This window comes from Flaviaestuariibacter flavus, from assembly GCF_004337505.1.
GTDB classification, from domain to species: Bacteria; Bacteroidota; Bacteroidia; order Chitinophagales; family Chitinophagaceae; genus Flavisolibacter; species Flavisolibacter flavus.
The window spans coordinates 1-20840 of record NZ_SJZI01000001.1; the positions used below are offsets into that span (position 1 = coordinate 1).

19 protein-coding genes, 2 tRNA genes and 1 other RNA gene are annotated in these 20840 nt (G+C 55.8%); 15 read left to right on the forward strand and 7 right to left on the reverse strand.

What is annotated here, in order from left to right:
- The 7 genes from EPD60_RS00005 to EPD60_RS17085 form a co-directional block, all read left to right on the forward strand.
- On the forward strand, positions 1–530 hold a 530-nt coding region (locus EPD60_RS00005), incomplete at its 5' end, for an IS256 family transposase (protein WP_165871345.1).
- Between the two features lie 100 nt (positions 531–630).
- Positions 631–1659, forward strand: a complete 1029-nt coding sequence (locus EPD60_RS00010) for a glycosyltransferase family 2 protein (RefSeq protein ID WP_131445369.1) — start codon at positions 631–633, stop codon at positions 1657–1659.
- A gap of 129 nt (positions 1660–1788) precedes the next feature.
- Positions 1789–2016, forward strand: a complete 228-nt coding sequence (locus EPD60_RS00015; protein ID WP_131445372.1) for a hypothetical protein — start codon at positions 1789–1791, stop codon at positions 2014–2016.
- Between the two features lie 110 nt (positions 2017–2126).
- A tRNA-Gly gene (locus EPD60_RS00020) sits at positions 2127–2199 on the forward strand.
- Positions 2200–2254: 55 nt separating this feature from the next.
- Positions 2255–2340: transfer RNA gene (locus tag EPD60_RS00025), tRNA-Leu, on the forward strand.
- Positions 2341–2416: 76 nt separating this feature from the next.
- Entirely contained in the window at positions 2417–2710 is a 294-nt protein-coding gene (locus EPD60_RS17080; RefSeq protein WP_207896503.1) for a DNA alkylation repair protein, read from the forward strand.
- A 15-nt stretch (positions 2711–2725) separates the two neighbouring features.
- Positions 2726–3061 (forward strand): hypothetical protein, encoded by a 336-nt coding sequence (locus tag EPD60_RS17085; protein ID WP_207896504.1) that lies wholly within the window; start codon positions 2726–2728, stop codon positions 3059–3061.
- 3 nt (positions 3062–3064) lie between these two features.
- Here EPD60_RS17085 and EPD60_RS00035 read toward each other — a convergent pair whose 3' ends face one another.
- The gene (locus EPD60_RS00035) at positions 3065–3253 is read right to left on the reverse strand and encodes a hypothetical protein (protein ID WP_131445375.1); all 189 of its coding nucleotides are present in this window, start codon (positions 3251–3253) and stop codon (positions 3065–3067) included.
- Between the two features lie 70 nt (positions 3254–3323).
- Entirely contained in the window at positions 3324–4145 is an 822-nt protein-coding gene (locus EPD60_RS00040) for a hypothetical protein (protein WP_131445377.1), read from the reverse strand.
- Between the two features lie 102 nt (positions 4146–4247).
- On the opposite strand from EPD60_RS00040, the gene EPD60_RS00045 reads away from it, so the two are divergent.
- Genes EPD60_RS00045 through EPD60_RS00055 form a run of 3 tightly spaced genes read left to right on the forward strand, consistent with a single transcriptional unit; the run spans position 4248 to position 9851 of the window.
- A complete protein-coding gene (locus tag EPD60_RS00045) occupies positions 4248–5315 on the forward strand; it encodes a DUF3667 domain-containing protein (RefSeq protein ID WP_165871346.1) in 1068 nt (355 codons plus the stop codon).
- A 1-nt stretch (position 5316) separates the two neighbouring features.
- On the forward strand, positions 5317–6087 hold the full coding sequence (mazG, locus tag EPD60_RS00050) for a nucleoside triphosphate pyrophosphohydrolase (RefSeq protein ID WP_131445383.1): 771 nt from the start codon (positions 5317–5319) through the stop codon (positions 6085–6087).
- Positions 6084–9851, forward strand: coding sequence for a sensor histidine kinase (locus EPD60_RS00055; RefSeq protein ID WP_131445386.1), 3768 nt, complete (start codon positions 6084–6086; stop codon positions 9849–9851). Before mazG ends, EPD60_RS00055 begins: the two co-directional genes overlap by 4 nt.
- Positions 9852–10242: 391 nt before the next feature.
- Here the strand turns inward: EPD60_RS00055 and EPD60_RS00060 are convergent, their stop codons facing one another.
- The 4 genes from EPD60_RS00060 to rplU form a co-directional block, all read right to left on the reverse strand.
- Positions 10243–11898, reverse strand: a complete 1656-nt coding sequence (locus EPD60_RS00060) for a helix-hairpin-helix domain-containing protein (RefSeq protein WP_131445389.1) — start codon at positions 11896–11898, stop codon at positions 10243–10245.
- A gap of 189 nt (positions 11899–12087) precedes the next feature.
- A complete protein-coding gene (locus EPD60_RS00065; protein ID WP_131445392.1) occupies positions 12088–12333 on the reverse strand; it encodes a hypothetical protein in 246 nt (81 codons plus the stop codon).
- A 104-nt stretch (positions 12334–12437) separates the two neighbouring features.
- Positions 12438–12698 carry a 50S ribosomal protein L27 gene (gene rpmA, locus EPD60_RS00070; protein ID WP_131445395.1) on the reverse strand — a complete coding sequence of 87 codons (261 nt, stop codon included), beginning with the start codon at positions 12696–12698 and terminating at the stop codon, positions 12438–12440.
- A gap of 59 nt (positions 12699–12757) precedes the next feature.
- Entirely contained in the window at positions 12758–13060 is a 303-nt protein-coding gene (gene rplU / locus EPD60_RS00075; RefSeq protein ID WP_131445398.1) for a 50S ribosomal protein L21, read from the reverse strand.
- A gap of 263 nt (positions 13061–13323) precedes the next feature.
- Between rplU and EPD60_RS00080 the strand changes: the two genes are divergently transcribed.
- From EPD60_RS00080 to ssrA, 4 genes are all read left to right on the forward strand, one after another.
- On the forward strand, positions 13324–14820 hold the full coding sequence (locus tag EPD60_RS00080) for a GH3 auxin-responsive promoter family protein (protein WP_131445401.1): 1497 nt from the start codon (positions 13324–13326) through the stop codon (positions 14818–14820).
- A gap of 170 nt (positions 14821–14990) precedes the next feature.
- A complete protein-coding gene (locus EPD60_RS00085; RefSeq protein ID WP_131445404.1) occupies positions 14991–16157 on the forward strand; it encodes a 1-deoxy-D-xylulose-5-phosphate reductoisomerase in 1167 nt (388 codons plus the stop codon).
- Positions 16158–16374: 217 nt separating this feature from the next.
- The gene (gene rseP / locus EPD60_RS00090) at positions 16375–17736 is read left to right on the forward strand and encodes an RIP metalloprotease RseP (protein WP_243647726.1); all 1362 of its coding nucleotides are present in this window, start codon (positions 16375–16377) and stop codon (positions 17734–17736) included.
- Positions 17737–17877: 141 nt separating this feature from the next.
- Positions 17878–18250: a transfer-messenger RNA gene (gene ssrA / locus EPD60_RS00095) on the forward strand.
- 114 nt (positions 18251–18364) lie between these two features.
- On the opposite strand, the gene EPD60_RS00100 is transcribed toward ssrA, so the two are convergent.
- Entirely contained in the window at positions 18365–19378 is a 1014-nt protein-coding gene (locus tag EPD60_RS00100; RefSeq protein ID WP_131445406.1) for a LacI family DNA-binding transcriptional regulator, read from the reverse strand.
- Positions 19379–19632: 254 nt separating this feature from the next.
- Between EPD60_RS00100 and uxuA the strand changes: the two genes are divergently transcribed.
- Positions 19633–20814 (forward strand): mannonate dehydratase, encoded by a 1182-nt coding sequence (uxuA, locus tag EPD60_RS00105; RefSeq protein ID WP_243647727.1) that lies wholly within the window; start codon positions 19633–19635, stop codon positions 20812–20814.
- Positions 20815–20840: the final 26 nt, after the last annotated feature.

Genomic DNA, 20840 nt, shown 5'->3' on the forward strand with positions numbered 1-20840 from the left:
ACATCCTGATTGCCTGCATCGACAACCTCAAGGGTTTTGCGGAGGCCGTCGAAGACTTATTCCCTCAGACCGAAGTGCAGTTGTGCCTGGTGCACCAGATGCGCAACTCGATGAAGTATATGAACTGGAAGGACCTGAAGCCTTTTGTGCGCGATCTGAAGCAGATCTATAAGGCCGTCAATGCAGCCATGGGCCTGCATTACCTGGAGGAAGCCGAGAAGAAGTGGGGTAGCAAATACAGCGTCATCTTCAAGAGCTGGCGAACCAATTGGGAGCGGCTCCGCACGTTCTTCAACTACTCGCCTGCTATCAGAAAAATCATCTATACCACCAATCCCATTGAGAGCTACCACCGCATGGTGCGCAAAGTCACCAAGACAAAAGGCGCGTTCTCTTCCGAAGATGCTATCGTCAAGCAAATCTACCTGGCCACCATAAATGCTAACACCAGGTGGCAAGGCACCATGTTCGGATGGACAACCGTCCGTACAGAGCTAACTTTGAAGTACGCAGACAGGCTGAATAAATAAATGACACACTTAACTGAGCACTACCACAAGGAACAACCTCCTGAACCTCTTCCTCCTTTTTCTCCGGTTCGCTTATTTTTGGCGAAATATACCCGCTGCTTTGACCGCTCTCCCGCAAGTCGCCGTCGTTATCCTCAACTGGAACGGAAAACATCATCTCGCGCAATTCCTGCCTTCGGTGCTCGCGTCGCAGTGGGGCAACCTGCGCGTTATCGTGGCCGATAACGGCTCCACCGACGACTCGGTGGCTTTCGTGCGGGCCGGGTTTCCTGCGGTGGAAATAATACAGCTTCCGCAGAACTACGGCTTTGCCCGTGGTTACAATGAGGCGCTGCGGCAGGTGCAGAGCGACTATTACGTTTTGCTTAATTCTGATGTGGAGGTAACGCCCGGCTGGATCGCCCCGGTGGTCGGGCTGCTGGAGCAAACACCGGGAGCCGCGGCGGCGCAACCGAAGCTGCTTGCCTTTCACCAGCGCGATCATTTTGAATATGCCGGCGGCGCGGGCGGCTGGCTCGATCACTTCGGGTACCCGTTTTCGCGCGGGCGCGTTTTCGATGTAACCGAAGAAGACAACGGGCAGTATGATGCGGTGCAGCCGGTGTTCTGGGCCAGCGGTGCGGCGCTCTTTATACGCGCTTCGGTATACCATGAGCTCGGCGGGCTGGATGATTTTTTCTTTGCGCACCAGGAGGAGATCGACCTGTGCTGGCGCCTGCAGCGTGCCGGTTACACGGCGTATTGCTGCCCGCAGTCGGTGGTGTACCACGTTGGCGGCGGCACGCTGCCCAAGGGCAACTCGCGCAAGACCTTTCTCAACTTCCGCAACAACCACATCATGCTGGCGAAGAACCTTTCCCCGGCAGAACGCTGGTGGCGCATCCCGTACCGTATCCTGCTCGACCAGGTAGCGGCCCTGAAGGGATTGCTCGGCGGCGACAGCGGTTATTTTGTCGCGATTAACCGGGCGCATTTTGCATTTTATAAATGGTGCTTTTCAAAGAAGGAGCGGAGCAGCCTTCCCCGCCCGCGCCTGCGCACGATGCAGGGCGTGTATCATGGAAATGTGATCTGGGATCATTTTGTAAAAGGCAAGAAGAAGTTCTCGGAAATCGTCGGGCGTTTTTGATCAGGTATGCTAACAGCACATCGATTGTTTTTCAAAAAAGCGGTGATCGAAAAAACTTTTTCCACAAGCACGATTTTCTTTTGGAAGGAATTAAACGCCCCCCTTATTTTTGCACCACAATTTTCAGGTATGATCGACCATCAGCAAGAATACCAGGAAGAACTCCAGAAAGTTCAGGACCGCGACTTCACCCATAGCTGGGTATCGTCTTCGGCCTTCCTGTTCTACCTGTCGGTTTTCTGCCTGCTTGCTTTCTTTTTCGGTAGCTGCTACAAGCTGTACACCAAGCGCTATGAGAAGACGAAGGTAGAAGCCACTGTACCGGGAAGCACCCAGTACACCCCGCAGTATAAGTAAGCGGCCACCGCCAAAAAAAATTAAAAAATATTTTGGCGGTAAAGAAAAAAGGCCCTTATATTTGCAACCCGAAGTTCTTAACAAATCAGTGATAACAAACTGAAAATCAAGCGGAAGTAGCTCATTTGGTAGAGCACGACCTTGCCAAGGTCGGGGTGGCCGGTTCGAGCCCGGTCTTCCGCTCGAAGATCCCGACGGAAACGTCGGGATTTTTCATTTACGGCATCTTTGCCGTTGGGCCCCGGTGGTGAAACTGGTAGACACGCCGGACTTAAAATCCTGTTCTCCGCAAGGGGAGTGCCGGTTCGATTCCGGCCCGGGGCACACAAAGAAGCAGCAGCCTCATAAGTCAAATGCTTATGAGGCTTTTTTATGCCGGGGCCACCGCTAATTAATCCGCATGAAATTGTCAACGAAAGCAGAAATGCTCTGTGCGCAGATTACCCCGGGCACCACGCGGCTGGGTGATTTGCGGAAAATCGCCAGCGATACCGGGAAGGACCATCAACTCGCAATGGAGTTGTGGGCCGCCAAGAGCTACCTGTTGCGGCAACTGGCGATCCTGATCATGTACCTGAAACTGATCACGCAGGAAGTAGCTGACCGTCTTGACCAGGACATGCAGCAGCACCCAACGAAAGAAAGGTTGCAACTGATCGATTGGCTGCTAGCCAATCAGCTTTCAAAAGATTAACGAACGATTGCCCTGATGCAATCCTGGGAAAACAGCCCGTCTGCGCTCCAGCGACGCACCTTTTGGTATTACCAGGGGCGCCTCCGGTGGGTGGGGCAGGCGCCTCCTCCGAATACGGAGCACCTGCTTGGCGCTATCGAGGATCGGATCGAAAAGGAAAAACCGGAGGTTCAATGGGCAATGAACTTCACCGCGGGTCAGATCGGCGTTTTTCAGCCCGAATACCGTTCCCGTTGTATCGCGCTCGGCGAGCGGACCGGCTTATTCCGCGACGAGGTTGTCGGTAAGAACTGCACTCCGAGCTATCTGCCCGATTTCATTGCCATCCAGGTTTCCAAACTGAAGAAGTGAGATTCAGCGCGGGGACGCTTGTCTACGCAACAAACGACCGATCACCACCATTTTCCTTCCATCCTCCAGCCGCACCAGCATCGACCCGTTCTTCCCGCGGATGCATTTGCCGTCGGCGCGGCGCACGGCGCTGCAGGCAGCGCCTTTCAGTGCCGGGTCGGTGTTGCGGTCGCCGAGGTAACGATACTCCATGGAAAATGTAAGGATCTCCGATCTCTGATGTCCGATTTAATAATAGATCGGACATCGGAGATCCGAGATCTTAAAATGTATACTGGTATTCGACTTTCCCGGACTGCTGCTTGTAGCGGTCAAAAAGCGCTTCCTTGATCTTGAGACCGTGTTCATCATACTGGTAGCGCCAGATGGTGTAGTTGGAATTGTTGGCCGGCACGGTGATGCGTTGTACCACCTGCCCGGCATCGTTGTATTCAAACATGTACTCGGGCAGCAGGCGTTTTGCTTTCTGGTTGAACCGAACGATATCGCTGAGGCGTCCCCTGGCGTCGTAATAATAATAAACCACATCGGGTTCCTGGCCGCGCCGCTGGGTGCGTTCTTCGCCGATATTTCCGCGCTCGTCGGCAATGAATGTTACGGCCACGCTGTCGCGGCCGTTTTTGATGCGCCACATGCGTGCGGGCTTGCCGCCGTTCCATTCCCAGGCATGGACCTCGGTTTGTACGAACCTGCCCGCCAGGTCGCGGGTAGTATTCTCCACGCGCCCGAGTTGTCCCTGTGCATCGTATTGATAGATGGTGGTACTCACGCTTGCGTCGCTGCTGTCGATTGTCCGGGTCACGCGGCCCTGGCCGTCAAGGAAGGACTGGAGCACGGAGCTGTTGGAGTCGAGCACGGTCGTGGTGGTCAGTGCGTCGCCCGAAAAGCGCTGCTGCACGTCAAGCGCCGTGCTGCGGCTTCCGTCGGCATCATAGCTGGCGAGGGTCACGCTGCGCACACCCGCCGCGCGGTAACGCTGCAGCTGCTCGTTCGATTCACGGGTGCCCACGATGTCTTTGTAATAGTATTGCGCCGACGCGGCGAGGGCAAACGGAAGGCTCAAAACGGTGAACAGGAATTTCATCGGGGTTTTGTTCATTCCCAAAAATACACCTTGCTTTGCGAAGGGTCCGGTAACAAAATGTTGCAAGCGCCGGGTCTCTTTATTTTTTAAGAAATCATTTACGTGTCGCACCAGCCTTTACGCACCGAAACGAATTGCCTCAACTGCGGGACCGATGTCGCGGGCCGCTACTGCCAGAATTGCGGGCAGGAAAACATCGTCAACAAGCAAAGCGCCTGGGCGCTGATCACCCACTTCGTATACGATATCTTCCACTTCGACGGCAAGTTCTTCGAAACCCTCAAATACCTGTTCTTCCGGCCCGGCCGGGTTCCTTTGGCCTATGTTTCCGGCAAGCGGCAAAGCTACCTCGATCCAATCCGGATGTACCTGTTCACGTCAGCGGTTTTCTTCCTGATCTTTTTCGGGATCAAGAAAATTGAGTTTCGCGACGACAGCCTCACCGCGGGACCGCTTTCGCCGGCAAACCGGTTTGCGCTTGCGGCATCGGTAAAGTCCGGCGCCGACAGCTTTTCGCGCTACGTGCTGCGCGAATCGCTCGATACCACCCGGCTGGTCTATTTCCGTCCCCTGAAGCGAAGCAGCCCCGACTCTCTGGTAACCTTCCGCGGCGAGCGCTACGGGTTTTTATCGCGTCCGGACTCATTCGAGTTCGGGCATAGCGACTGGTTAAAGGGCAAGGGCTGGCTGCAGCGCTACACGCGCAGCAGGGTGGAGGCGATCCAGGAGCGGGTCAAGCGGGGCGATGAAACGCTGCAGTCGCTCATCTTCAACGATGTGTTGCACCGCCTGCCGTACCTGCTCTTCGTTTCGCTGCCGTTTTTCGCGTTATTGCTGAAGATGCTGTACTTCCGGCGGCGCAAGAATTACTTCTACAGCGATCACCTGATCTTCACGCTCTACCATTATATTTTCAGCTTTATCCTGCTGTTGCTGGTGATGCTTTCCGCAGAGGCCGGGGATTATACCGGCTGGGGGCTGTTTGGCTGGATCAACTTCGCGCTCATGCTTTATGCAATGTATTATCTCTACAAGGGGATGCGTGTATTTTACGAGCAAAGCCGCGGCAAAACCATCCTTAAGTTTGTACTCCTTAACCTGATGGCGTTTTTCATGGTGGTTGTTCTGTTTCTTGTGTTCATCATGATCTCCGCCAGCCAAATACATTGATATGACCCCTGAACAGATTGCCTTTGGTCGCCTCGTTACCATTATGGACGAACTCCGGGAACAGTGCCCCTGGGACCGGAAGCAGACCATCCAGAGTCTCCGGCAGATGACGCTCGAAGAAACCTACGAGCTCGCCGACGCCATCACGGATGAAGACTGGAAGGGCATCCGCGAGGAGCTGGGCGACCTGATGCTGCACCTCGTATTTTATGCCCGCATCGGCCGGGAGCAGGAACGTTTTACGCTTGAAGAAGTGATCAACGGCATCTCTGAAAAGCTGATCACCCGCCACCCGCATATCTACGGTGATGTGAAAGTGAATGACGCCGATGACGTGAAAAAGAACTGGGAGCAGATCAAGCTCAAAGAAGGCAAGAAGTCGGTGCTGGCCGGCGTGCCCAAAACACTGCCCGCCCTGGTAAAGGCCATGCGCCTGCAGGAAAAGGCAAAGCAGGTAGGGTTTGAATGGGATCACAAGGAGCAGGTCTGGGAAAAAGTGGACGAGGAGCTCGCAGAATTGCGGGAAGCAGCCGCCGGGGGCGATCCCAAAAAGGTGGAAGAGGAGTTCGGCGACCTGTTGTTCTCACTCGTGAACTTTGCACGGTTTTTGAACGTGGACGCGGAGAACGCACTTGCCGTCACCAATAATAAATTCACATCACGTTTTACACAGATGGAAGAACGTGCCGCCAGGAAAGGCCGTTCGCTGAACGATATGACCCTCGCCGAGATGGACGCCCTCTGGAACGAGATCAAACAGGAACGAACTTGACCGGTACCCACGAACAGGAACCTTTTCGCCAACGTACCCTGCTGCTGGCCGCGGCGGCGTTGCTCTTTCTTTCCTTTATCACCGCTCTTTATTTCCACGAGCAGCCGTCCATGGAGCGCGAGCAGCGCCGCCTGGAACGCTATATCCACGGCGCCGAGGACCGCTTTGTTCAGGTTCTCGACGACAAGGGCCTCCTGCAGCGCCTGCTGTTGCAGCAGGAGACAAACCCCGAATTCGAACGGATGCTGTCCGAGCCCTTTGGCTTGTTCATTTACGAAGGCAGTAACATCCGCTATTGGAACAGCCAGCGGATGCTGCCACCCCCGGCGGTGATTTCGGGTCGGAACGGCAACCAGTTCGTCAACCTGGCCAACGGTTATTTTATTGCTATGCGGCGCACCGCCACCGTGCCCGCGGCCCGCGGCCCCATTACCGTGATCGCCGTATTGCCGATCCTCTATCGTTACGACTATAGTCATTCGTCCTACCTGAAAACGACTTTCGCGCACGACGAGGAAGCCTATAAGCGCATCCGCGTGTCGGCCGGCCCCTCGCCGTATGCGATACGCGACAAAAGCACCCAGAAGTTGTTTCACATCGCGCCGCGCAACGACCTGCCCGGCAACGGGCCCGACGCGGTCTCCTCGATCCTGCGCCTGCTGGCCTTTATCATGGTGCTGGCCTATCTCCACTTCGTGGCCGAGCGGGTTACCCGCGACCGGGGCGCCCTTCGTGGCATCGCCTTCCTGCTGGTGACGCTGCTCGCCATCCGGGTACTGCTCCTCCTGCTGCCGGGTCTTTTCTCCCTGCGCCAGTTCACCCTCTTCGATCCGAAGATCTACGGCAACTATTACAATCCTTTCCTGCGCTCGCTTGGCGACCTGTTCATCACCGCGCTTTTCGGGTGCTGGCTCACGGTGTTCACCTGGCACCAGATGGGCCCCGAAGGGCGCCTGCCGGCCTTCCTTTCGGGGCGTCGCCGCCTGCTAGGGGGCGCGGTAGCCGCGCTCTTCCTGCTGATGTGGGGCACCTTCCAGTTTGCCAACGTGGTGCGCTCCCTCGTGGCCGACTCCATCATTTCGTTCAACGTCATCGATTTCTTCAGCCTCGACGTGTATTCAGTGGCAGGCTTCCTGGTGCTGGCCCTGCTGACGCTCACCTATTACTATTTCACCCGCGTGCTGTACCGAGTCATCTTCCCGGCTTTCGCGGGGCATACGGTTTACCTGTATTTCGCCCTTGCCCTGATGGGACTTGTATTTCTTACCCTGCGCACCGGCAACGAGGTGGTGCTGTTTCACCTCCCGGTGCTGCTATGGCTGCTTTGTTATACGGCGGTGGTCAGCCGGAGCCATTTTTTTATCAACCGCTTCCGCATCAGCGTCGCCGGCGCGCTCTTCTGGATCTTTGTGTTCTCGGTTTCGCTCGCAATCGTCATCCTCGGTGAAAACCGGAAAAAGGATTTTGAAAAGCGGAAAGCTATCGCAGCGAAGTTCGATGCGCTCACCGATCCCTCCGGCGAGCATACCCTGAGCATGGCGCTGGTGTACCTCGACAATGAATACCTCGCCGCCAATTTTCCGCGCTTCCGCGATCCACAGCAAAGCCGCCTGCTCCGCGACAGCATCATCAGTGAAAACATCATGGGGGCACTTAATCGCTACAACACCCGCATCTTTCTCTTCGACGCCAACAACGACCCCGTCAACAATACCGAACCTGCAACGTTTACCGAACTGAATAATCTCTACTCCGTTCAGAGTAAGGCCACCTCGGTGCCCGATCTTTCTTATTACGAAACCTCTTACAACGAGTTCACTTATATCACCCGGCGGCGCGTAAGCGACAGCAGCGGCGTGCTCGGCACTTTCTTTATCGTGAGTACGCCGCGGCGGTACAATTCGGAGGCCCTTTACCCCGAGCTGTTCCGAAGCACCGGTGAAACCGACAGTGAGAATTCGCCCTATGCCTATGCCATCTACAAGAACCGCCTGCTGGTGCGCTCGAGTAATAAGTACTCGTTCCGCATCAGCCTGGCAAGCGGCGAGATCCCGAAGACCGAGTATGAGCGACGGCAAAACGGCGCCTACGACGAGCTCTGGTACCGCGCCACGGGTAGCAAAGTAGTGGTGATCGCCAAGAAACGCGATACGCTGCTGGAGAGCATCACCCTGTTCTCTTACCTGTTCTGCGCTTTTCTTTTCCTGGTGGGATTGATGCGCTTTGCGCTCTTCCTGCTCCGTGCCGGCGAAACCTGGCGGCGGCGCTCGCTATGGCAGTTCAACATCCGCACGCAGGTGCACAGCACCATCATCTTCATCAGCATCTTTTCATTCGTGGTGATCGGCGCCGCTACGATTTCTTTCTTTGTCAACCGCTACCAGCGCAACAACACGGAGCGCCTCAGCCGCACCGCCGGCATCGTGGTGAAAGAGATGCAGCAGCGGGTGCTGGCCGATAAGCCGATCGGCGCCTCGCTGGGCGATGAAGATTCAGTGGGCAGCCTGCAGGTGTTGGTAAACGAGGTGGCCGAGATCCACAACGTAGACGTAAACCTGTATGATCCTTCCGGCGGGCTGCAGCTGTCTTCAGAGCCGGAAGTGTATAAGCGCGGCCTTCTCAACACCCGCATGCACCCGGTGGCCTGGCACCACCTGTCGCGAATGCGCGAGGTGCAGTATGTACAGGAAGAATCGCTCAGCTCGCTGCGCTACATGAGCATCTATGCGGCCATCACCAACAAGAGAGGAGAGGTGTATGCGTACCTCAACGTACCCTACTTCCTGTCGCAGATCGACCTGAATCAGGAGATCTCCAATTTCCTCGTCACCATCATCAACCTCAACGCGTTCATCTTCCTGATCGCAGGTATCATTGCGCTGTTCATCACTAACCGCATCACGGAGTCCTTCCTGCTCATTGGCGAAAAGATGCGCGCCATCAGCCTCGGGCAGCAGAATGAAGAGATTGAATGGCCGCGCAACGACGAGATCGGCGTGCTGGTGGAGCAATATAACCGCATGGTACGGCAGCTGGAAGAGAGCGCCACGGCCCTTGCCCGCAGCGAGCGCGAAGGCGCCTGGCGGGAGATGGCGCGGCAGGTGGCCCACGAGATCAAGAACCCGCTGACGCCGATGAAGCTGAGCATCCAGTACCTGCAGCGGGCAGTAAGCACCAACCAACCCAATGTGCAACAGCTGACCACCAGTGTGGCAAAGACGCTCATCGAGCAGATCGATCACCTGGCGAAGATTTCCAGCGACTTCGCGCGCTTTGCCAATATCGGCAATGGCCGGCCCGAGCTCTTCGACATCCATACCGTGCTGCAAAGCCTCGAAGGTTTATATGTGACCAACCCGAAAGTGCATTTCGAATGGCGGCGCCTGCCCGAGCCCTTGCTGGTGTATGCCGACCGCACCCATATGGTACGCCTCTTCACGAACCTGCTCACCAATGCCGTTGAAGCCTGCGCCGCGCGGCCCGACTGCAGGATCGAAGTAGGCGAGGTGCAACTCGAGAAAATGGTCCGCATTTCGGTGAAAGACAACGGTGAGGGCATCCCCGAAGAAATGCGCGACCGCCTGTTCACTCCCAACTTCACCACAAAAACTTCCGGAACGGGCCTTGGATTGGCCATGTGCAAGAGTATTGCCGAGCAGGCCGGCGGACGCATCTGGTTTGAAACCGAAAGAGGAGCCGGGACAACATTCTTTGTGGAGCTGCCGCTGGCAGATGGAGAAGCGGGGGGAATGGCTGATGTTTGATGTCGGATTTGTCTGACGGCGATGAGTTTTTACGCTAAGAATATTTTAGGGATTTGTCCTCGCGTGCATTCACTCCGCTGCTTCCGGAAGTAGTGAGACTCTTTTAGTTGTATGTTGCGGAAGGCGCTAAGCGGGGCCGGGCGCCCAGGGGCACCCGGTGTGCACTTTGGTAATACATTAACTACCGATGTTGATTCCACCTTTATGTCTCAATGATTGGAGGCCTGCCGCTGGCAGGCAAAGCTCCCACATCTCACTGTCGTGAATTGTAGGACATTACCCGGCCAGTAAAACTGCCTCCCCAAACTGTAATCGTAGAAAAAGCCTCCGTGCCCGCTGCGAAACGCTCTGCAAACTCTGCGAGAAGAAACCAGGAGGATGAGGTGACTCACTACTTTTTCTTCGCCAGAAAAGCTTCAAATTCATCCCGTGAAAAGGAGCTCAGGTTCCGCTCTTTCGTCAGCCCGCCTTTCTGGGCCACCTTCACACCATACTTCAGCGAGCCGAGGTCATCGAAGGAGTGGGCGTCGGGGTTAACGGACAGTAACAGCCCTTTTTCCAGGGCATAGTCAACGTAGCGCCAGTCCATATCAAGGCGATGCGGGCTGGCATTGATCTCGATCACCACGTCGTTTTCGGCGCAGGCATCGATGATGGCCTTGTGGTCTACGGGATACCCTTTGCGGCGGGCCAGCAGGCGCCCGGTGAGGTGGCCCATGATCCGGACATGCGGGTTGTGGATGGCGCCCATCAGGCGCATCATCGCCTTCTCTTCGGGCATGTCAAGGTTGCTGTGGATGGATGCGATGACGAGGTCGAAGGAGGCGAGAATATTGTCGGAGTAATCCATCGAGCCATCGGCCAGGATATCGCACTCGATGCTTTTATAGATTTTGAAAGGAGCGAGGCGGGCATTGAGCTCATCGATCAGCGCATGCTGCTCGCGGATGCGGGCTTCGTCGAGCCCGTTTGCATAAAAGGCGGCCTTGGAGTGGTCGGAGATCACGAGGTATTCATAGCCGCGGCGGATCAGCTCCTGAGCCATTTCTTCCAGCGTATGCGCGCCGTCGCTCCAGTTGCTGTGCGCGTGGATGATTCCCTTGATGTCGCTTTCCTGGAGAACGGTAAAGGAGGTTTGTTGCTTCGCTTTGTCAAGCACGGATCCTGCTTCGCGGAGGAAGGGCGGGATAAAGCTGACCCCGGCAGTCCGGAAAATGCTTTCCTCGTCCGGGCCCGTGTCGCCATAACCTGCCCGCTGCCAGTTGCCGAGAAATTCTGCGCTGCCGGTGCTGCGAAAGAGCACTGTTGCAAAATCAGCTTCCTTGCACAGGTGGAGGCGCAGCGGCAGGCCGTCGGCGGTTTCGCTTTCAAGCAGGTGTGCTGATTCCGACAGAACCGGCAGGTCTTCCTTTTTAAAGAAGGCCAGGGCATCGGCCGCACTGGCGGTGCTTACCCATTCGAGACGGTCCACCACTTCGCACTGGCGGCGGAAGTCGCCGGTGATTTCAATACGGGCGGCGGGAAGTGCCAGCCGGAGCTTTTCGGCGAAGGCCAGCGCAAAGGGTTCCACCTGGGCATACAAAAATACGCCGGCATTTTTCTGGTGAAAATGGATCGCCTCGAGGATCTTCTGCTCGGTCTTTTCGCCAAAACCTTTTATGGCCGCGATGCGGTGTTCCTGGCAGGCATGCTGCAGTTCCGCGATCGTATCAATGCCTTCTTCTTTCCAGAGGGTATAGATCTTTTTGGGGCCGAGACCTTTGATGTTCATCATCTCCAGCACACCGGCGGGCGTGCGGGCGATGAGCTCGTCGAGTGCTGCGAGGCGGCCGGTCTGGAGCAACTCCTGCACCTTGGCGCCGGTGCTGCTGCCGATGCCGCGGATACCCGCGATGGCGGCCGGGGCGAGGGTGCTCACCTCCACCTCCATCTTCTCGAGGGCGAAGGCGGCGGATGCATAGCTTTTACTCTTAAAGGAATTCTCGCCATGGATATCCATGAGGCGGGTGAGGAGTGAAAACTGTTCGGCAATGGCGTAGTTGTCCATGCCTGCAAGGTAAAGTCTATTGGCCTATTTGTCTATTGGTAAAAAGGCTTGATCTCCGCAAGTCTGGAGTCAAGCTGGACTACCGGAATTGAAGATGGTAGGTCCTGCGTTACCAATTAACCAATAGACCAGTTAACCAATAAAAAAACCCCGACGAATCGGGGTTTTAAAAATAGAGTTGCTAAAGGATTACTTCTTAGAAGCGGCCTTCTTGGGGGCAGCTTTCTTAGCAGCGGCCTTCTTGGGGGCAGCGGCTTTTTTAGCAGGAGCAGCCTTCTTAGCAGCGGCCTTCTTTGCAGGGGCAGCTTTCTTAGCGGCGGCTTTTTTCGGAGCTGCTTTTTTAGCGGCGGCGGCCTTCTTGGGTGCTGCTGCTTTTTTCGGTGCGGCTTTCTTAGCTGCTGCTTTTTTCGGAGCAGCTTTTTTTGCTGTTGCCATTGTGTGTAGAATTTAGGGGGTTAGTAATGAAATAACAGTAGTAAAATTAATGCCAAAATTTTAACTACCAAATTTTGTTACTCACCCGAAATCCACACTAACGCTTATGCTTCAACACCTACTACGGATACCTGCGTGCGGTCGTTCTTTCCTTTGCGGAATTCAACAACACCGTCGGTGAGTGCGAAGAGCGTCCAGTCTTTACCAACGCCTACGTTCTTACCAGGATGATAAACGGTACCGCGCTGACGCACGAGGATGTTACCGGCAACGGCGGGCTGGCCACCGAAGATCTTTACGCCGAGGCGCTTGCTTTGAGAGTCGCGGCCGTTCTTTACGGAACCTTCACCTTTCTTATGTGCCATGATCTAAAGGATTTGAGATTTGAGAATTTCTGATTTGTGACTTGTTACACCAATAATGCTTACGCGATGTCGGCGATGCGGATCTTGGTGTACTGGGTGCGGTGACCCTTCTTCTTGCGGAAGCCTTTACGACGCTTTTGCTTATAGGCGATTACTTTCTCACCCTTCACATGGTCGATGATCTCGGCCTGCACTTTCACGGTTACCGACTTGGCGAACGACAGGTTGCCGTTGTTGTCGGCCATGATCACATCGCCGAATTCTACTTTATCGCCGGTATTGCCTCCGATATGGGGCACGTACAGAGTCTGGTCTTTCTCAACCTTGAATTGCTTTCCGGCTATTGATACAATTGCGAACATAACGGTTCTAAAATTAGGAGTGCAAAGGTAGGGAATTAAGTGCAAATTGAAATGGCAAAAGTCAAAATAAACGCACCCGGGGCGCGAATTTCGTCCATTTTGAGCCTTTTTTGACGTTTTACTTTTCAATTTTGACCTGAACGCCACACGGAATCCCTTCAGAAGGGGTCTATATTTGCCGGCGTAGCCAGCCTTTGAATCCCGCCCGTGCTCCGGTTCAGGCGGACCCGCCCTCCGAACGAAGGCAGCCCAAATATGCTCCCATGAAGCTGAAATCATTGCTCGCCAGGCCTTTTGCTTCTTATATATATAACCAGACCCGTAAGTCCGCCCGATCGGCCCTTGCCGACCAGGACGCGGTGCTCCGCAGCCTCGTGAAGACCGGCAAGTCCACCGATTTCGGAAAGGAGCACCGCCTGGATGCCATTACCGACTATGCTGCCTACCGCGAGGCGGTGCCCGTGCGCGACTACGAGGCTTTCCGCCCCTGGATCGAAAAGATCAAGTCGGGTAAGCACAACGTGCTCTGGAAAGGCCAGCCCATCTATTTCGCCAAAACCTCCGGCACCACCTCCGGTGTCAAATACATACCTATCACCCGCGAATCGATCCCCAATCACATCAATACGGCGCGCAATGCCCTGCTGATGTATATGGCCGAAACCGGCAACACCGCCTTCGCCGATGGCAAACTCATCTTTCTTTCGGGGTCGCCCGAACTGGAGCGGGTAGGGGGGATTCCTACCGGGCGCCTCTCCGGGATCGTAAACCACCACGTGCCGCAATACTTGCGGCGCAACCAGCTGCCGAGCTACGAGACCAATTGCATCGAAGACTGGGAAACAAAGCTGGAAGCCATCGTGAAGGAGACGATCAACCAGGATATGACCCTCATCTCGGGCATCCCGCCCTGGGTGCAGATGTATTTTGACCGGCTGCAGGAGCGGAGCGGCAAGAAGATCCGGGAGCTGTTCCCGAATTTCTCGGTGCTGGTGCACGGCGGTGTCAACTTCGAGCCCTATAAAGGCCGCCTGCTCGAAAGCATCGGCGGGCCGATGCATACCATCGAAACCTTTCCCGCCTCGGAAGGGTTCTTCGCCTTCCAGGATACGCAAACCGAGGAAGGGCTGCTGCTCAACACCAACAGCGGGATCTTTTTCGAGTTTGTTCCGGCCGGCGAGATCTTTAACGAAAAGCCAACAAGGCTTTCGCTCCGCGAGGTGGAGGTGGGCGTCAACTACGCGCTCATTATCAATAACAATGCGGGCTTGTGGGGCTATAATATCGGCGATACCGTGAAGTTTGTCAGCACCGATCCCTACCGCATCGTGGTGACCGGCCGCACCAAGCATTTCATTTCCGCCTTCGGCGAGCACGTCATCGGCGAAGAAGTGGAACAGTCTTTGCTGAAGGCGGCGGCAGAAAGCGGGATCGCCATCACCGAATTTACCGTTGCACCCATGGTGCAGCAGGGCAAAGGCTACAGCTACCACGAGTGGTTCGTGGAATTCGAGCAGGCACCCGCCGACATGGAAGGCTTTGCGGCAAAGGTGAACGACAACCTGCGCCAGAAGAATATCTACTACGACGACCTGATGCGCGGCAATATCCTGCTTCCGCTGCGGATCACGCCCGTGCGCAAGAATGGATTTATCGATTACATGAAGTCGATCGGCAAGCTGGGCGGGCAAAACAAAGTGCCCCGTCTCAGCAACGACCGGCGGATCGCCGACGAACTTGTTAAGTGGAAAGCGGAGTAGGCCTGCGGCCGTTGATTAGTTAAGCAGTTAATTAGTTAATCGGTAGGAGTCCCCTTCGTGATAAAGCCTGGCGAGACAGTAATGGCTTTTCGCAAATCGCGATACCAATTAACCGACAGACCAATTATCCAATTAACTATTCTCCCTACTTTTGATTACCACCGTCCATTATGAACACGCCACCAGTTAAACGCATTGCTATATTCGGTTCCACGGGATCGATCGGCACGCAGGCCCTCGAGGTCATCGCGGCCCATCCTGATCTTCTCTCCGTGGAAGTGCTCACCGCCAACAATAACGACACGCTGCTGGTACAGCAGGCGCGCGCTTACCGGCCCAACATTGTTGTGATCGGCGACGACGCAAAGTTTACCAAGGTGCGCGATGCCCTTGCCGACACCGATATCAAGGTGTTTGCCGGCGATCAGGCACTTGCCGAAGTGGCGGCGATGGACGTTTACGACCTGATGCTGGCGGCCATCGTGGGCTATGCCGGCCTCAAGCCCACGCTCACCGCCATTCAGCACGGTAAGGCCATTGCGCTGGCCAATAAAGAAACGCTCGTTGTAGCCGGCGACATTGTGATGCAGACCGCCCTCGAAAAGCGCGTTCCGGTGATCCCGGTAGACTCGGAGCATTCGGCGATCTTCCAGTGCCTCGTGGGCGAGCAGCGCAACCCCATCGAAAAGGTGATCCTCACCGCATCGGGCGGCCCCTTCCTCGGCCGCAAAACGAATTACCTGGTCAACGTCAAGCGCGAGCACGCCCTGCAGCATCCCAACTGGAACATGGGCGCCAAGATCTCCGTTGACTCGGCCACGCTGATGAATAAAGGCCTTGAGATGATCGAGGCAAAATGGCTGTTCAACCTGCGCCCCGACCAGATCCAGGTGCTGATCCACCCGCAGAGCGTGGTGCATTCGATGGTGCAGTTCGAGGACGGCTCCATCAAGGCGCAGATGGGGCTTCCCGATATGAAGCTGCCGATCCAGTACGCGCTGGCATTTCCCAACCGGCTCTCCAACAACTGGCCGCGCTGCGACTTTAAAAAGTTCAATACGCTCAATTTCGACGAGCCCGATTACCGCACCTTCCGCAACCTCACCCTCGCCATCGAGGCCCTGAAGAAGGGCGGCAACCTGCCCTGCGTGCTCAATGCGGCCAACGAGATCGCGGTCTGGGCCTTCCTGAAAAACCGCCTCGGCTTCCTGGAAATGACCGATGTGATCGAGCAAACGATGCAGAAGGTATCGTGGATCGAAAAGCCGTCCATTGAGGAATATTACGAGGCCGACGGCGAGGCGCGCCTGTATGCAAGCGAGTTTGCCAAACTGTAAGAGCGTATAGAGAAAGAACGCTAATCCCGCAGGCGGGATACGCAGATTGGTTATGATTTACGCGGATGTCGCTGCTAATATCCGCGCGCATCATAAACGATCATAAAAATCTGCGTTCTTTCTTTCCCCGGCTCCTCCTTAATCTTTCCCTAATTCCACCCGCGGTGCGCTTCCGTAACCTTTTTACAGGATATTTGTCCCTATTGACCAAACGCGCATGATGCATTTACTCGCAATAGACTGGGCCGTGGTGGGCATTAAGGCCGCCCAGTTGATTCTCTCTTTTTCCATCCTGGTGGTGCTGCACGAACTGGGACATTTCCTGCCGGCCAAGTGGTTCGGTTGCCGGGTAGAAAAGTTTTACCTCTTTTTCAACCCGGGTTTTTCGATTTTCAAAAAGCAGGTGGGTGAAACCGAATACGGCCTCGGCTGGATTCCTTTCGGCGGCTATGTGAAGATCGCCGGAATGATTGACGAGAGCATGGACAAGGAGCAGATGAAGCTGCCGGCGCAAAACTGGGAGTTTCGCAGCAAGCCGGCCTGGCAGCGGCTGATCATCATGCTGGGCGGAGTTACGGTCAACGTGCTCCTGGCCATCGTCATTTTCATCGGCATCACCTGGAAGTGGGGCGAGGAATACCTGCCGCCGCAGAACGCGATCTACGGTCTTACGGCCGACAGCCTCGGACGCTCCATGGGACTTGTCGATGGGGACGTCGTTACCAAAGTAAATGGTGTTCCGGTGAAGGACGAGCTGCGCGTAACGCCGCAGATCATCACGTTGGAAGCAAAACATATTACCGTGCTCCGCAACGGCGCGGAGCAGGAGCTGCCGGTGCCTGAAGGCATGGTGCGCGCGCTCAACTCGAGCAAGGGCGCCAACTTCGCGTCGCTGCGCGTACCCGGCGTGGTGGGCGATTTCGGTAAGAAGTCCAATGCCAAAGAAGCCGGCCTGCAGAAGGGCGATAAGCTCGTTGGCGTGGACTCGGTGTCGACACCGTTTTTCCAGGACTTTCAGCGTGCCCTGCGCGATCGCAGGAACAAAACCGTACAAGTACGGGTAGACCGGAAGGGCCAGGTACTCAGCATCCCGGTGGCCGTGACCAAAGACGGGACCATCGGCCTGGCGCTCGCACCGCTGAAAGAGATCGGCTTCAGGAGCGAAACCCGCGCCTACTCGTTTGGCGAAGCCGTACCCGCCGGCATCAAGCGCTGCTGGAACACGCTGCGTATGTATACCACCGGTCTCAAGCAACTCTTCACCGGCAAGGCCAATCCCAATGAGTCGGTGGGTTCTGTGTTTTCCTTTGCCAGCATCTTTCCCAGCCAGTGGGACTGGCAGAGCTTCTGGACGCTGACCGCTATCTTCTCGATCATCCTCGCCTTTATGAACGTGCTGCCTATCCCGGCCCTCGATGGCGGCCATGCGCTCTTTACGATCTACGAAATGATCACCGGCCGCAAACCCGGCGACAAGTTCATGGAGTACGCGCAGATGGTGGGTATGGTGCTGCTGCTGGCGCTGATGGCCTATGCACTCGGCCTCGATATCTGGCGGATCGTGAAGAACATTTTCTAATGCAAGGGTTTTATGGTTTTTGTTTTTAGCGTTGGTTGAGCTGCTAAGCTCAGAACCTCAGAACCCATAACCTCAGAACCTTTTACAAGGTATTAAGACCCTTTTTCGTACTTTTACAACGCTTTCAAAAGCGACCAAACCGGGGGTGTTTGGTTTTGACAGCAGAGATCTTTGAAGGTGTAAGCATGCCGGGCGTTGGGTAATTAGCCCGTTAATCTGAATACTCAAAACACAAATGGCAATACTCAGTATGCCATGGCTGCCTAATCAGTGATTAGTTAGTCATTCGGGCCGCCGCGGGGGTTAGTCCTTCACCAATCGCCGCCGCCGACTTAAAAAGAAGAAGGAATGCTGCGACCACAGGCTGTGCCGGTCGCTTAAGATCATCCAGCTAAGGAACGTGTTGGTTTGTCCTGGTCCTGCACGATCCCGACAATTAATCCGAGGAATAAGCATGTAGAAAGCTTTTGAATGTCCTGTTTGGACACCGGTTCGATTCCGGTCACCTCCACATCACCGGGCAGACTTCATTTTTGAAGATCTGCCCGGTTTTTTTATGCCCGGAACCTCCGTTCATAGGAGGTATCCGGTCCCGGGATTGGGTTACAATTCCCGAGCAAGTATGATATCAACCCGGCGCGACGGTTGAAGCATGTATCTGCAGGCTTGCGGCAAATGTCACCTGCCGGGAAGCGGGGAGGGGCTTTTGTTCGATCTGCGCAATCAGGATCGATGTGGCGGCGGCCCCTATCTCGGAAGCTGCCTGCCGGACGGTGCTTAAGGACGGGCGAAGCAGCGGCGCAATCTCGAGGTTGGAGAAACTGATAATCTTAATGGCTTCCGGTATGGCGAGCGACAAGTCGTGGCAGGCCTGGTAGCAGAGCAGGGCCAGTTTTTCGAAAGAAGAAAATACCGCATCCGGCTTTTCCTTTTCCAAAAGGGCGCGGATTGCCTGGTAGCTCTGTTCCGGGTCATTCGAACAAGCCAGTTGCAGTGCCGCGTCGGGTTCAATGCCCTGCTTCTTTAATGCATCCAGATAGCCCTGCCGGCGCCGGGTAGCAATGGAAAGCGTCCGGTCGGACGTCAGGTGGGCGATCCTGCAGCAGCCAAGTCCGATAAGATGTTCCGTAGCCGCAAACCCGCTCTGGTGGTCGTCGCTCGTAACCTGGAAGTATTCCTCGTTTTCATAAACCCGGTCAAAGTAAACCACGGGTATCCCTTTCGCCCCGAGCTCGGCGAGGTGACCCAGGTCCTTGCCGCCGTCGGCAATTGATAGCAACACGCCATCGATACGGCCCCGCTGAAGACTTTGCGTCAGCAGCACTTCATTTTCATGATCGTCGTAGCTGAGATAAATGAGCACATGAAAGCCCTTCTCGCGCGCTACCGTTTCAATGCCTTTCAACGCCTGGACAAAGAACGTATTGTCAATGGCAGGAATGATCACCGCCAGGGTCTTGCTTCGTTGGGTGCGCAGGGAGGCCGCGGCCGGATTGGGCTGGTAGTTGAGCTCCCGGGCCATGGCCAGTACGCGCTCCCGGGTTGCGGAATTGATTTCCGAGCTGTTTCGGAAGGCTTTGGATACGGTAGAAACAGACAGGTTGAGTCTTTCTGCCAGCTGTCGGATATTGATCGGGTCCATTTGATACTGCCTGTTGGTTCGAAAACGGTTTCGGGAACGATTCCGTAAAAATAATTGCGCAGGCGGAAGCTACGGGAAGAAAAAAAAAGCAATTTACCCGGGTGAAGCAAAGAGCAGGTGTGGCCGGATAGCGGGCGACACCAGAAACTTCCCGCCGTGTCTCATGTTGAACACCATCGCGCTGCTGCGGGTGGCTTTAGGAAAATACCCGAAAGCCGGACCGCTCGCTTTAGCTTCTAAACCGCCCCAGGATTATGAAAACTTTCTTTCAGATGCAACAAACCATGCGTTGGTTTGGACCCAATGATCCGGTAAGCCTTCAGGATATCCGGCAGGCCGGCTGCAGCGGCGTGGTAACCGCGCTGCACCATATCCCGAACGGAACCGCATGGAGCGTGGAGGAGATCCGCACCCGCCTCCAAATGATCGGGGACGCCGGGCTTACGTGGCCCGTGGTAGAGAGCGTACCCGTGCACGAGGCCATCAAGACCCGTTCGGGTGACTTTGCCACCTATATCGAAAATTACAAGGAGAGCATCCGCAACCTCGCAGCCTGCGGCGTGCGCATCATCACCTACAACTTTATGCCGGTGCTCGACTGGACCCGCACCGACCTGTCTTATTCGGTTGCCGACGGTTCCCGGGCACTGCGCTTCGAGCGCGATGCCTTCGTGGCCTTCGACGCCTTGCTGTTGCAACGCAAAGGCGCGGCTGCGGAATACAGCGAGGCTGAAAAAGCCCGTGCCCGGAAGCGCCTGGACGCTATGAGCGAAGAAGAATGCAGCCTGTTGCAGCGCAACATAATCGCCGGACTGCCGGGCAGCGAAGAAAGCTTCACCCTGCAACAGTTTCAGCAGGCGCTGGACACCTACGACGGCATCGATGCGGAAGCGCTGCGCCGGCACCTGATTCTTTTCCTGGGTGAGGTGGCACCGGTGGCCGAAGCCTGCGGCGTAAAGCTGGTGATCCATCCCGACGACCCGCCTTATCCCATTTTCGGATTGCCCCGCGTGGTGAGCACCGCCGATGATATTGCCGCCCTTTTCGAAGCGGTACCCTCGCCGGCGAACGGACTTTGCTTTTGCACCGGCTCTTTTGGCGTGCGTGCCGACAACGACCTGCCGGCTATGGTGCGCCGCTTTGCCGACCGCATTCATTTCCTGCACCTGCGCAGCACGCGCAGAAACGAGAACGGTGACTTTTTTGAAGACAACCACCTCGAAGGCGATGTGGATATGTACGCGGTTGTAAAGGCGATTACGGAAATCATGCAGGACCGAAGCACCGCTATCCCGATGCGTCCCGACCACGGCCACCAGATGCTCGATGACCTCCGGAAAAAAACCAACCCGGGTTACTCGGCCATCGGCCGCCTGCGCGGACTCGCGGAGCTGCGCGGCCTGGAGCTCGGTATTCTCCGGAGCCTGGCTGACTAAAACAGATATGCCCGGGCGGTTCCGGG

Excerpts from the sequence above, each read along its gene's own strand:
- EPD60_RS00015 (WP_131445372.1), top strand. The coding sequence starts at position 1,789 with ATGATCGACCATCAGCAAGAATACCAGGAAGAACTCCAGAAAGTTCAG.
- mazG (WP_131445383.1), top strand. The coding sequence starts at position 5,317 with ATGACCCCTGAACAGATTGCCTTTGGTCGCCTCGTTACCATTATGGAC.
- EPD60_RS17080 (WP_207896503.1), top strand. The coding sequence starts at position 2,417 with ATGAAATTGTCAACGAAAGCAGAAATGCTCTGTGCGCAGATTACCCCG.
- EPD60_RS00065 (WP_131445392.1), bottom strand. The coding sequence starts at position 12,333 with ATGGCAACAGCAAAAAAAGCTGCTCCGAAAAAAGCAGCAGCTAAGAAA.
- rplU (WP_131445398.1), bottom strand. The coding sequence starts at position 13,060 with ATGTTCGCAATTGTATCAATAGCCGGAAAGCAATTCAAGGTTGAGAAA.
- EPD60_RS00035 (WP_131445375.1), bottom strand. The coding sequence starts at position 3,253 with ATGGAGTATCGTTACCTCGGCGACCGCAACACCGACCCGGCACTGAAA.
- EPD60_RS00060 (WP_131445389.1), bottom strand. The coding sequence starts at position 11,898 with ATGGACAACTACGCCATTGCCGAACAGTTTTCACTCCTCACCCGCCTC.
- rseP (WP_243647726.1), top strand. The coding sequence starts at position 16,375 with ATGATGCATTTACTCGCAATAGACTGGGCCGTGGTGGGCATTAAGGCC.
- rpmA (WP_131445395.1), bottom strand. The coding sequence starts at position 12,698 with ATGGCACATAAGAAAGGTGAAGGTTCCGTAAAGAACGGCCGCGACTCT.
- EPD60_RS00040 (WP_131445377.1), bottom strand. The coding sequence starts at position 4,145 with ATGAAATTCCTGTTCACCGTTTTGAGCCTTCCGTTTGCCCTCGCCGCG.
- uxuA (WP_243647727.1), top strand. The coding sequence starts at position 19,633 with ATGAAAACTTTCTTTCAGATGCAACAAACCATGCGTTGGTTTGGACCC.
- EPD60_RS17085 (WP_207896504.1), top strand. The coding sequence starts at position 2,726 with ATGCAATCCTGGGAAAACAGCCCGTCTGCGCTCCAGCGACGCACCTTT.
- EPD60_RS00085 (WP_131445404.1), top strand. The coding sequence starts at position 14,991 with ATGAACACGCCACCAGTTAAACGCATTGCTATATTCGGTTCCACGGGA.
- EPD60_RS00080 (WP_131445401.1), top strand. The coding sequence starts at position 13,324 with ATGAAGCTGAAATCATTGCTCGCCAGGCCTTTTGCTTCTTATATATAT.
- EPD60_RS00100 (WP_131445406.1), bottom strand. The coding sequence starts at position 19,378 with ATGGACCCGATCAATATCCGACAGCTGGCAGAAAGACTCAACCTGTCT.